Here is a 10,961-nt window from a genome sequence, read left to right as displayed (position 1 = left end):
CCGGCTTATTCCCATTCCTGGAAAGACACAACAGGCTCATAATCCGGCGCGGCGGCGTCCAGTGTCATCTGGATGCGGGACTCACCCGGGCGCTTGCGGAACTGGTGGCGAACCTCACGGCGGATGAACCGCTCATTGGCAGACCGGGCGGTCAGGACGGCCTTCAACTGATGACCACCATGGGGAAGGTTACCGATGTAAAGTCGCTGGATGCCGCCCTTACGCAGGGACTCGCGCTCGCGGTCGGTGTAAAGATGGGAGGACACCGGGCTGCCATTCAGGTACAGCTCCACAGAATCCAGAGCCAGCCCCTCTTTGTCCTTGAGCGCCAGAAAGACCGCAACCTGGGTATCCGCCGGGTAAAGCACGGATTCTTCCAGTTCAAACAGGGTCTGGCTGAGGGACGCCACTTCGGACTCGATAGCGTCGATCTCACGGTCCAGCGCTGCAGACTCGTCTGCCTGAACGCCGCCAGCCGCGAAAATAGCGACCACCAGTGCCGTGATATATGGTTTTACCTGGCTGATGACTGCGTGAACTGTGCCAACCATGAGTGAAACGCCCCTTGCAAACGTCTGTAACCGAATTCGCAGCGAGAGTAACACTTGGTAACAGCCAATAACGGTATCCAGATCACCAAATCGACATTCGGGAGTGTCGGAATATTTGACAGGATGGCAAGGCAAACCAGAACACATTCATTTCCGTGAGAGCAGGAAACCGGCTATGTGTCTGATTTAACAGGATTGGGATTAAATGGTCCCGTAATTGCTGACAGAGGGTTGCGGGGCCGGTTTTGCCAGCCCCGTTTGATATGCCGAGCTTCGCCGATGCCCTCAACGCATCGGCTTTTTTTTGCCCGGCTTTTATTTGCTCAGCTGTTTCATCGCCGATTCCAGGCCTTCCAGGGTCAGCGGGTACATGTGATCATTTACCAGCTGCCGGGTCATGCCCATGGAACCGCCCGTGCCCCAGTAGCTCTCTGGCAGCGGATTCAGCCACACCACTTTGCGGAAGTGGTCGCTCAAGCGCTGGAACCAGGTGGCACCGGCTTCTTCGTTCCAGTGCTCGATGGATCCACCCGGATGTGAGATCTCATAGGGCGCCATGCTGGCATCCCCTACAAAGATCACTTTGTAGTCCGGTGTGTACTTGTTGAGGATGTCCCAGGTGCTGATGGTTTCATTCATCCGCCGGATGTTGTTCTTCCACACGCTTTCATAGATGAAGTTATGAAAGTAGAAATATTCCATGTGTTTGAACTCCATCCGCGCAGCTGAAAACAGCTCCTCGCAGACCCGCACGTGTGGGTCCATGGAACCGCCCACATCGAAGAAAATCAGCACTTTCACCGCATTGTGCCGTTCCGGGACCATTTTCAGGTCCAGATAGCCGGCATTACGCGCGGTCGAGCGGATGGTGTCGTCCATATCCAGCTGGTCCGCTGCGCCCTGGCGAGCAAACTTGCGCAACCGGCGCATGGCTACCTTGATGTTGCGGATACCCAGGGTCAGGCTGTCGTCCAGATCGCGGAATTCGCGCTTCTCCCAGACTTTGACGGCCCTACCGTGCCGGCCCTTTTTCTGGCCAATGCGGAAGCCTTCCGGGTTGTAACCGTTGGCGCCGAACGGGGATGTTCCGCCGGTGCCGATCCACCTGTTACCGCCCTCATGGCGCTCTTCCTGCTCTTCCATGCGCTTCTTGAAGGTTTCGATCAGCTCTTCCAGGCCACCGAGGGAATCGATCTTCGCTTTTTCTTCATCGGTTAGCTGTTTCTCGAACTCGGCGCGCAGCCAGTCGTCAGGAATCAGCGCTTCCATCAGGTCGTCCAGATTCTGGATGCCTTCAAAGTAAACCTGAAATGCCCGATCAAACTTGTCGAAATGGCGCTCGTCCTTTACCAGGCACACCCGCGCCAGATAATAGAATTCTTCCATATTGGCGAAAGCCAGCCGGTTCTGGAGCGCTTCCAGCAGGTCCAGAAACTCACGCAGGCTGGCCGGTACCTTCGCCCGTCTGACTTCCAGAAAAAAATCAATCAACATAAGTGGTCGCTCTTGCTGAATTTCAGCTGCGGCGGCGCGCCATAAACGCCAGCTTCTGCAGAAGGTGCACGTCCTGCTCGTTCTTCACCAGGGCACCGTAAAGCGGTGGCAAAGCGGAACTGGTGTCCTTTTCCTGCAGCATCTTGGCAGACAGCTCGTCGGCCATCAGCAGCTTCAGCCAGTCAATCAATTCAGACGTGGACGGCTTTTTCTTCAGGCCGGGCACTTTGCGCACATCAAAGAAGACTTCAAGCGCGTCCCGCACGACCTGCTGCTGAATGCCCGGGAAGTGAACATCCACGATGTGCTTCATGGTGTCGTGGTCCGGGAAATTGATGTAGTGGAAGAAACAGCGGCGCAGAAAGGCGTCCGGAAGTTCTTTTTCATTATTACTGGTGATCACGATCACCGGGCGCTTGTTGGCGCGGACGAACTGCTGGGTTTCGTACACATAGAATTCCATGCGGTCGAGTTCCAGCAGCAGGTCGTTGGGAAATTCAATATCGGCCTTGTCGATTTCGTCGATCAGCAGAACCACCTGCTCGTCGGCTTCAAACGCCTCCCAAAGCTTGCCTTTGACGATGTAGTTGCTGATGTCCTTGACCTTTTCGTCGCCCAGCTGGCTGTCGCGAAGGCGGGAAACCGCATCATACTCGTACAGGCCCTGCTGGGCCTTGGTGGTGGACTTGATGTGCCAGGGAATCAGACGCATGCCCAGGGCCGAGGCCATTTCTTCCGCCAGCAGCGTTTTGCCGGTACCCGGTTCGCCCTTGATCAGCAGCGGCCGTTGAAGGGTAATCGCGGCGTTAACCGCCATCTGCAGGTCATCCGTCGCGACGTATTTATCAGTACCGGTAAACTTCATGGGGTGCTATTCCTGTCTCGTGGTCGGATTAAACAACTGTTTGAATCAGCCACAGATTATAGAGAAGTGCGGCCGCCATGATAAGGGGCGGCCTGGGGAAGCCGTTTACTCGCGTTTTTTACGGTCGTCTTCCGGGTCGTCCGGTGAGGTTTCATCGCTGTCGGGAAGATCGTCAAATTCGGACAGATCGAAGTCCTCAAGGCCGAAATCAGGCTCGGGTTCGGGTTCTGGCTCCAGCTCCGGCACGGCCACGTCAGGTTCGAGCTCGGGCTCCGGTTCAGGCGCTTGCTCAGGCTCAGGCTCAGGCTCCGGCTCTGGCTCTGGCTCGATAACGGGCGGCAAATCATCGTCGGCGTCTTCAGCCTCGGCCTCAAGATCGTCCAGGGTTTCCCTCTCAGCTCCGGAATCCTCGGGATCAGCCTTCTTCCGCCGTAACAGGGCCCATGCGCCCACCACCAACGCCAGTAAACCCGCTCCACCGCCGAGCCCCCAGATCCATAAGAGCGTCGCTTCCGCCTCTTTTTCTCGTACGTCGGGCGCTGAGCTGACAGGTTCCGGACCCGCAGCTTCAGGCTCGGGCGCTGCCTCAGGGTCTGTTTCAGCGGGCAAATCAGCCACAGGTGCCTCCACCTCGCTGATATCAATCGGTGACGCAATCGAGGCTTCCGGCGCAATAAAACGCGTTACCGCGGAAAACTGGCGGGAGAAGGTAGTTCCGTCTGCAATCACTTCGATGTCGTAATCCCCGGCGGCAGGCAGGCTTTCAATTCTATCGGTATAAACGCCATCCTCCGGGGGCTGCTCCGGGCTGAGGGTCTTGGAGCCACTGCGGCCGTCACTGGCGGTCAGGCGCACGATCACGTCAATCACGTCCAGAAAATCGGCGTTCTGGATGCGGGCATCCTCTTCAAAAAACGCCACTTTCAGATTGATTGGCTCATCGGCGGTAAAGCTGGTGGGCACCGGGCTGACCACCATGCGCAGGTCGCTGACCACCGTGACCCGGCTGCCCTCGCCCAGCTCGCCTTCAATCTGCCACTGCCCTGCGACCGGACCGGTTACGGTCATCAGGTCATAGCCGGTTTCAGCGGACCAGGCCATATTGTCGGCCACGGAATTCTTCGAGAATCGTTCGCCGGCCGGGTTGATCAGTGCCAGTGAGCGTGTCGCGGAGGTTTCTTCTTCGCCCCAGAAAATCAGCGCGGTGAACTCCTCAACGCCTTCATCCACCCTGAAGCCTTCTTCATTCAGGGGAATCTGCTCCTGAGGCACGGCGGCGTTCAGGGACTGGAGAAACGCACGGTTAAGGTCATCGGCAGACGACGCCAGCGAGAAAAGCCCGCCGGAACCAGTTGCAAGTGCCTCGAGCATCTCCAGGTCGGCTTCTTCGGACAGGGCCACGGTATGCAGTGTGGCACCACGCTCAACCAGGCCCGCAAGCAGCGGCCCAAGAATGCGCTCACGCTCCTCGGCATTCACCGAAGCGTCATCAGACAGATCAACCTTGCCGTCGGTCAACAGAATAAAGTCGGTGTTGCTAAGATCGCCGCCGCTCAGGTAGGGATCGCTGGCTTTATCCAGTGCCGCGCCCAGGTTGGTTCGCAGCGCCACCGAATTGATTTCCCGGGATTTCTCCACGGCGTTCTGGCGCCACTCATCATCCACGGCACCGTGGGGTACCAGCATGTTTACCCACTGGCCGAAGGTCCAGACACCGGCCTCCGTGCCCTGGGGCAACAGGCGGGCCAGAAGGCGAACGGCGGGCTGGCGGAGATTTTCCGGATCATTGGCTTTCATGGAACCGGAAATGTCGACGATAATCCGAACGTCCCCCTGCCCCGGAAGCTGGGGAGCGTCTACCTCCTGGCCGTGAAGCTGTGGCGTAAAAACAACAAGCATCAACAGCAGGACAGGCAGTGTTCGCATAGTCACTCCACAGAGATTTCCAGAGACGAGATTGATAGGCTTCAGCGCTTGACCAGCCGGTAACGGACCATATCCAGCACCCACACCAGCAGCATGATGATAGCGGCAATACCCAGATTCAGAAGCGCTCGGCCGGCTTCGTCGGGGTTACCCAGAATGGATTCGTAGCCTCCATGAAGCCAGGCGGGCATCCACCAGTCTGCGACCTCGCTGGATTCAACCGGCGTCAGCACAATGACCACAAGCGCGGCCTGCAGCAGGGTACGAATTCCGTACACCGGAATCAGCCGGAACAACCGCGACACCGAGTAGAAGAAAACCACAAATGCAACGGCGTAAAAGACCCAGAACAGGCCGTAGGCGAAGTTGGTATCAGCATCCATCATGATTCATATAATCCAGTGAATAATGTGTTCTTCCCAGTCGTCTTCCGGGACTTCGGCTTCTGATTGCACCCGGTGACGTACCGAAACGCCCGCCTGATGCACGGTCTCCGGGTCGCCGGACCGCAACGGGTGCCAATCCGCCAGCGGCCTGCCCTCAGCCAGCCGGCGATAGGCACAGGTATAGGGCAACCAGTGAAAGTCAGCCAGCGTGTCTGGTGTCAGTACAGTGCAGGCCGGCACCTTCTCCAGTCTTTCAGGATAGACGGTGCAGCCGCAGGTATCCTGATCCATGTATCGGCAGACCAGGTCGGTATAAAACACCTCCCCGGTATCTTCGTCTTCCAACTTGGCCAGGCAGCACTTACCGCAGCCGTCGCACAGTGATTCCCATTCTGCGGCGGTCATCTCATCCAGGCGTTTGCGCTGCCAGAACGGGATTTCAGCAATCATTCGCTGTTCCCGGCGCCTTCATCAGTTTCGGCCGCCCGTTCTCTTTGCTGTTCCGGCCGGGTGCGGAAATCCACCACGTAGCCGCTCTGCTCCTCCGGCATCTGCAGGAAAAAGCCCTTATCGGCGATGGCCTCCAGAACCTGTCTGCCGCTGGTTCGGGCCAGCCTGCGGTCCGGCGTCATAATCAGGTCCATGGAGTGAACCGGCTTGCCGAAAATACCCAGCAGGCTTTCCGGCAGATCCTCCCAGACCTGGCCTCGTGGAACAAACAGGTAGGTATCCGGCTTTTTACTGCTGCGAAATACCGACACAAAGGTTTTATCGGTCATTGCTGAGTACTTCCTCAAGTTTGCTGTGAACCGGCGCAACGACCTGCTTCCGCCAGCCGTCGGTGAACAGCCCGGCGCTGAGGTCGCGAGTCAGTACCACGGCTTCCAGCCGTTTTCGCGGCGCCAGCAGCTCGACCGGAAGATCCCGGTCTTCTGCGGCTTCCACCATCAATCGCTTCAGCTGTTTGTACAGCATCTGGTCCTGCCGGGTCAGCGGCGGCGAAATCAGCACCAGTGTGGAATTATCCGCCGTCGCCGCCTCACCAATGCGCTCAATCAACTGATCGCCATACCGGCGTACCACCACGGCCGGCAGGCCACTGATGCGGGAAAGCTCCCTGACCGAACCGGGCAGTTTTTCGGCAATACTGATCAGCAACGCATCCGCCAGAACCCGGTTGCGGGGCCGATCCCGTTCCCGGGCCTCAAGCTCCCGCCAGTGCACAAGTGCTTTCAGAACCCCCTGCTGTTGTGGGGTCAGGGTCCAGCCACCCCGCAACTTGCGGTAATGGTTCTCCGGGTCATCCTGACTGGCCAGGTCTTCGGCGAAACGGGCGGATTCCTCAACTAACGCTTCAATCAGGCCCTTGTCGCCAAGGGCATTCCAGACCCATTCATGGATTGGCCTGAGAAAGCGGATGTCGTCGGTTGCGTACTGCTCCTGCGCGGCAGACAGCGGCCGCGCAAGCCAGTCCGAACGGGTGGCGGACTTATCGAGGGTCTCACCGAACAGCTGCTCAACCAGCCTGGCGTAGCCCATGGAAAATCCGGCCCCGGCCATGGCGGCGCCAATCTGCAGATCAATCACCCCGGCCGGCTCCAGCGACAACCAGTGTCGGAACAGTTCCAGGTCCTCGCTCATGGCGTAGAGCAGTTTGACGCGTTCGGGGCTGGCAAGCGCGCTGCGGAAAACGGCGCTGGCCTCTGCAACCGAGGGGTCAACCAGGCGGAATTCTTCACCAAGACCCAGCTGCACCAGGCCCGGGATGGGGTAGAAAGTGCTGACCCGCTCGAATTCAGTATCCAGGGCTATTGGCTGGTCGCTGTTTGCGCCAAGCCAGGCGTCGAGCTCTGCCGCGCTGGTAATCCATGTTGCGTTCATAGAAAGCTCTTGAGGTTCAGTCGGACAGCGGCTTGCGGCCCCGGAATGCATGAGTCAGGGTGAAACCATCGACGTATCCCAGTTCGCCACCCACCGGTATACCGTGGGCCAGGCGGGTAATCAGGATTTCCCGGCCGTCCAGTCGATCGGAAATATAGTGGGCGGTGGCTTCCCCTTCGACCGTGGGATTGGTGGCCAGAATCAGTTCGGTCACGCCCTCTTCCGCAACGCGGGCCAGCAGCCGTTCAATGCCGATTTCTTCAGGCCCTACCCCATCAATGGGTGACAGGTGGCCCATCAGCACAAAATAACTGCCGCGATAATCGCCGGCCTGCTCGATCGCCAACAGGTCCGAGGGGCTTTCCACCACACAGAGCGTGCCATTACGGCGCTCCGGGGTTTCACAGATGCCGCAGATAGCGGTATCGGAAAAATTCTGGCAGCTGTCGCAGCGCCGGACGCCCGTCATTGCCTGATCCAGCGCTTCCGACAGGCGGCTGCCCCCGGAGCGGCCTCGTTCCAGCAAATGGAAGGCCATGCGCTGGGCGGTTTTCTGCCCGACGCCGGGCAGGCAGCGCAACGATTCAACGAGTTCGTCAACCAGTGGGCTAAACGCCATGGAGTTTCCTCAGTCAGCCAGGAATCAGAACGGCATCTTGAAGCCAGGGGGTAGCCCCATGCCTGACATCATTCCGGACATTTTCTCTTTCTGGTTCGCTTCCACACGGCGAACCGCGTCGTTAATGGCCGCGGCCAGAAGGTCTTCCAGAACCTCTTTGTCTTCACTCAGCAGGGATTGGTCAATATCAACCTTGCGAACGTCATGGCGCCCGTTCATGGTCACTTTCACCAGGCCGGCTCCGGATTCGCCGGTAATCTCTGCCTTGGCCGCCTCTTCCTGAGCCTTCTGCATTTCTTCCTGCATCTTCTGGGCCTTCTGCATCAAATCGCCCATATTGTTCATCGCTTGTGTCCTCTTCTAAGTCTGTTTTCCGGGCCGGATACTGCCTTCGACTACCCGTGCATCAAAACGTTCTACGATGGACTTTACCAGCGGGTCGTCATGAATGGCTGCTTCTGCCGCCGCCTGACGTTCCTGCCGACGGTTTTCTTCCCAGGCCGCCGGGGTTTTCCCACGGGTTTCGCCTTCCGTTATCTTAACGTTTATGGCGTCGCCAAACCGATTCCTCAACGCCTCAAGGATTTTTTCCTCATGGCGGGCATTCAGCAGCCGGGCGTGGCCTTCGTCCAGAACAAGTTCAATGTCATTGCCTGAACGGATCATGGCCGCATTGCTGGCCAGGTTGCCGGGCATACCGACGATATTGAGGCTGCGGAAATCCCGTTCCCAGTGAAAATCTGAGGGCTCTTCATTCGCTGAAGGCTCTATATCCGCTGAAGGCTCTAACTTCTCTGAAGGCTCTAACTTCGCTGATGGCTCCAGCTGAACAGGAGCGGTAGCGGTTTCATCACTCACAGTCGGCTCATCAGGCTCCCAGGGAAGCTCGGATTCAGGCTCCCACGGTGGGGGCTCTTCCTGTGAGGGCGGCTCAGGCTGCGGCTCCGGTTCGGGAGCTGGCTCTGGCTCTGGCTCTGACTTTGGCTCTGGCTCCGGTTCAGGTGCAGGAACGGATTCAGCAGGTTCGGGTTCCGGCTGTGGCTGTTGTTGAGCGGCCGGCTCCGGTTCGTCCCGGCTCCCCCCCTCGCTGGCCGTTCGCGCACCCCCACCGGCAGGAGGCTCGCGCCGGTCAGCGCCGGGGCGGAAGGCCAGCATACGCAGCAGCGTCATCTCAAAACCCATTCGCGCGTCCGGCGTCACCGCCAGGTCCTTCCGGCCCATCAGCGCAGCCTGATAAAACAGCTGGGCATCTTCCGCGCTGACCTGCCTGGCAAGTGTCTGCACCATGGCGGCATCGCCCAGTGAATTATCAGCGCTGCCGGGAACCACCTGTTCCATGGTGACACGGTGAAACAGCGACAACAGGTCCGCCAGAATGATGCTGTAATCCGGCGCAAAATCGGAAATCCGCTGGATTTCAGACAGCAGCGCCGGGCCGTCCTCTGCCACCAGTGCATCCACCAGACGGGCAATATCCCCCTGATCAATGGTGCCCAGCATATTGCTGACATCGCTGCTGTTCAGGGTCTGGTTGCCAAAGGCGATGGCCTGGTCAGTCAGGCTCAGTGCATCCCGCATGCTGCCGTCAGCCGCACGGGCCAGCAACCAGAGTGCAGGCTCTTCAAACGGAATCTCTTCCTGGGTCAGCACATGGCGCAAATGCCCGGCGATGTGCTCCGGCGTCATCCGCTTGAGATTGAACTGCAGACAGCGGGACAGCACCGTTACGGGAAGCTTCTGGGGATCCGTTGTGGCAAGCAGGAATTTGACGTGTTCCGGTGGCTCTTCAAGGGTCTTGAGGAAGGCGTTGAACGACTGATTCGAAAGCATGTGCACTTCGTCAATCAGATACACCTTGAAGCGGCCGCGAGTGGGCGCGTACTGAACGTTATCCGTCAGTTCGCGCATATCATCCACGCCGGTTCGCGAAGCCGCGTCAATTTCGATCAGGTCAACAAACCGGCCTTCCTGTATTTCCTGGCAGCTGGTGCAAGTGCCGCAGGGGTTGGAGGTAACGCCGGTTTCGCAATTCAGGCAGCGGGCCAGCAGGCGGCCGATGGTGGTTTTTCCCACACCCCGGGTGCCGGTAAACAGATAGGCATGGTGCAGGCGCTGGTTATCCAGGGCGTGTATCAGGGCCTGAAGAACGTGCTCCTGGCCAACCATGTCCTTGAAGGTATTAGGGCGCCATTTTCGGGCGAGAACCTGATAGCTCATATTCCATCAACTGCGGCGGAGAAAATGGGATTAACATTAGCACGGTAGGGGGTCAGACCCCAATGCATTTGGGCAGGCAAAATGTCTTGGGGTCTGACCCCAAAACTGGGGGTGACTCCACCAGCAACACTCCGGCACACAAGTCCACCGCTTCGGCTGCTCCCTTCCGGGCCTGACCGGGTTCACGGTTTATCGTTGCGGAGGCACCGATGGAGCCACCATAACGTCCGGGGCATGGAATCCCTCAGAACGGCGCGCATAGTAGCAAAAGGCCCGATGCACTACAACGCTTCTAGAGTGACAAAGGCAGCGGTATCTCATCCTGCCGGAACCAGCAGGCCACGCTGTAGCGGGTGCGATTGGCTGGCAGCACTTCGTGGGGGATTTCCTCGCTCATGAACACTGCCATCCTGCCCAGTTCCGGCGCAACCCGCCCGCAGATTTCCTGGTCACTGTCGCGGTTGAACACCTGCAGCACGCCACCGTCTGTTTCCTGCCAGTGTTGATTCAGATACAACACAACGCTGACCACCCGCGATGCCCTGCCCCGGAAACTGTCCACGTGTTTGCGGTAGAAGTCGCCGGGGTGATAAGTGGCGTAGTGGGCTTCAAACCGTTTCAGGCCCAGGAACAGCCGCTGGTTCAAGCCCGTGCGGATCGCTTCAAAGGCATTGCAAAGTTCGGCCTGGGCGCCGGTTTCGCCCTGCAACCAGGCGATCTTGTCCCGCCGTACCGAGCGATCTCGGGTTTTGTCCTGGCCACGGCCAATCCGGGCGGCACGCAATTCATCGTTGCGGTCCAGATCCCGAATTTCCTCGCACAGAGTCGCAAGCAACCGCTCACCCAGGAACCCACGGGCGTCGACGCTCAGCCAGCCATATTCACTCAGGCCATCGGCCAGCACATCGAGCCAGTCCTCTGATGACGGCGCGGCGACCAAATGCTGTGCCAGTGCGTTCATGCCCATAGGGTTCAATTCCTGTTATTGACTGGCCCGAATTCTATGCCTGAATCTCGCCCGG

At 58.7% G+C, this 10,961-nt stretch carries 12 protein-coding genes and 1 other RNA gene; all 13 read right to left on the bottom strand.

All coding sequences use genetic code 11. From position 1 onward, the window contains the following. Positions 1-5 precede the first annotated feature (5 nt). The 13 genes from E5Q11_RS03170 to E5Q11_RS03110 all read right to left on the bottom strand — a co-directional run bounded on the left by E5Q11_RS03170 (position 6) and on the right by E5Q11_RS03110 (position 10,906). Entirely contained in the window at positions 6-551 is a 546-nt protein-coding gene (locus tag E5Q11_RS03170; RefSeq protein ID WP_225314958.1) for an AraC family transcriptional regulator, read from the bottom strand. A gap of 315 nt (positions 552-866) precedes the next feature. Beyond that, positions 867-2,045: a vWA domain-containing protein gene (locus tag E5Q11_RS03165; RefSeq protein WP_135801932.1), complete on the bottom strand. Its 1,179-nt coding sequence runs from the start codon at positions 2,043-2,045 to the stop codon at positions 867-869. A 22-nt stretch (positions 2,046-2,067) separates the two neighbouring features. Continuing rightward, on the bottom strand, positions 2,068-2,910 hold the full coding sequence (locus E5Q11_RS03160; protein ID WP_135801931.1) for an AAA family ATPase: 843 nt from the start codon (positions 2,908-2,910) through the stop codon (positions 2,068-2,070). Positions 2,911-3,015: 105 nt separating this feature from the next. Then, on the bottom strand, positions 3,016-4,836 hold the full coding sequence (locus tag E5Q11_RS03155; protein WP_135801930.1) for a VWA domain-containing protein: 1,821 nt from the start codon (positions 4,834-4,836) through the stop codon (positions 3,016-3,018). Positions 4,837-4,877: 41 nt separating this feature from the next. Continuing rightward, positions 4,878-5,222, bottom strand: a complete 345-nt coding sequence (locus E5Q11_RS03150; protein ID WP_135801929.1) for a hypothetical protein — start codon at positions 5,220-5,222, stop codon at positions 4,878-4,880. 3 nt (positions 5,223-5,225) lie between these two features. Then, the gene (locus E5Q11_RS03145; RefSeq protein WP_135801928.1) at positions 5,226-5,672 is read right to left on the bottom strand and encodes a YcgN family cysteine cluster protein; all 447 of its coding nucleotides are present in this window, start codon (positions 5,670-5,672) and stop codon (positions 5,226-5,228) included. Continuing rightward, the gene (locus tag E5Q11_RS03140) at positions 5,669-6,001 is read right to left on the bottom strand and encodes a YcgL domain-containing protein (protein WP_135801927.1); all 333 of its coding nucleotides are present in this window, start codon (positions 5,999-6,001) and stop codon (positions 5,669-5,671) included. Before E5Q11_RS03140 ends, E5Q11_RS03145 begins: the two co-directional genes overlap by 4 nt. After that, a complete protein-coding gene (locus tag E5Q11_RS03135) occupies positions 5,991-7,103 on the bottom strand; it encodes a ribonuclease D (protein WP_191964454.1) in 1,113 nt (370 codons plus the stop codon). Before E5Q11_RS03135 ends, E5Q11_RS03140 begins: the two co-directional genes overlap by 11 nt. A 16-nt stretch (positions 7,104-7,119) precedes the next feature. After that, entirely contained in the window at positions 7,120-7,722 is a 603-nt protein-coding gene (recR, locus tag E5Q11_RS03130) for a recombination mediator RecR (protein ID WP_135801925.1), read from the bottom strand. A 24-nt stretch (positions 7,723-7,746) separates the two neighbouring features. Beyond that, positions 7,747-8,067, bottom strand: coding sequence for a YbaB/EbfC family nucleoid-associated protein (locus E5Q11_RS03125; RefSeq protein WP_135801924.1), 321 nt, complete (start codon positions 8,065-8,067; stop codon positions 7,747-7,749). 15 nt (positions 8,068-8,082) lie between these two features. Further along, entirely contained in the window at positions 8,083-9,939 is a 1,857-nt protein-coding gene (dnaX, locus tag E5Q11_RS03120; RefSeq protein ID WP_135801923.1) for a DNA polymerase III subunit gamma/tau, read from the bottom strand. 115 nt (positions 9,940-10,054) lie between these two features. Beyond that, an RNA gene (ffs, locus tag E5Q11_RS03115) (signal recognition particle sRNA small type) lies at positions 10,055-10,151 on the bottom strand. Between the two features lie 80 nt (positions 10,152-10,231). Further along, positions 10,232-10,906 (bottom strand): 2OG-Fe(II) oxygenase, encoded by a 675-nt coding sequence (locus E5Q11_RS03110; protein WP_135801922.1) that lies wholly within the window; start codon positions 10,904-10,906, stop codon positions 10,232-10,234. Positions 10,907-10,961 lie beyond the last annotated feature (55 nt).

Source organism: Marinobacter confluentis, from assembly GCF_004785685.1.
Taxonomy (GTDB): Bacteria; Pseudomonadota; Gammaproteobacteria; order Pseudomonadales; family Oleiphilaceae; genus Marinobacter; species Marinobacter confluentis.
This window is presented reverse-complemented; position numbering and strand designations above follow the sequence as displayed.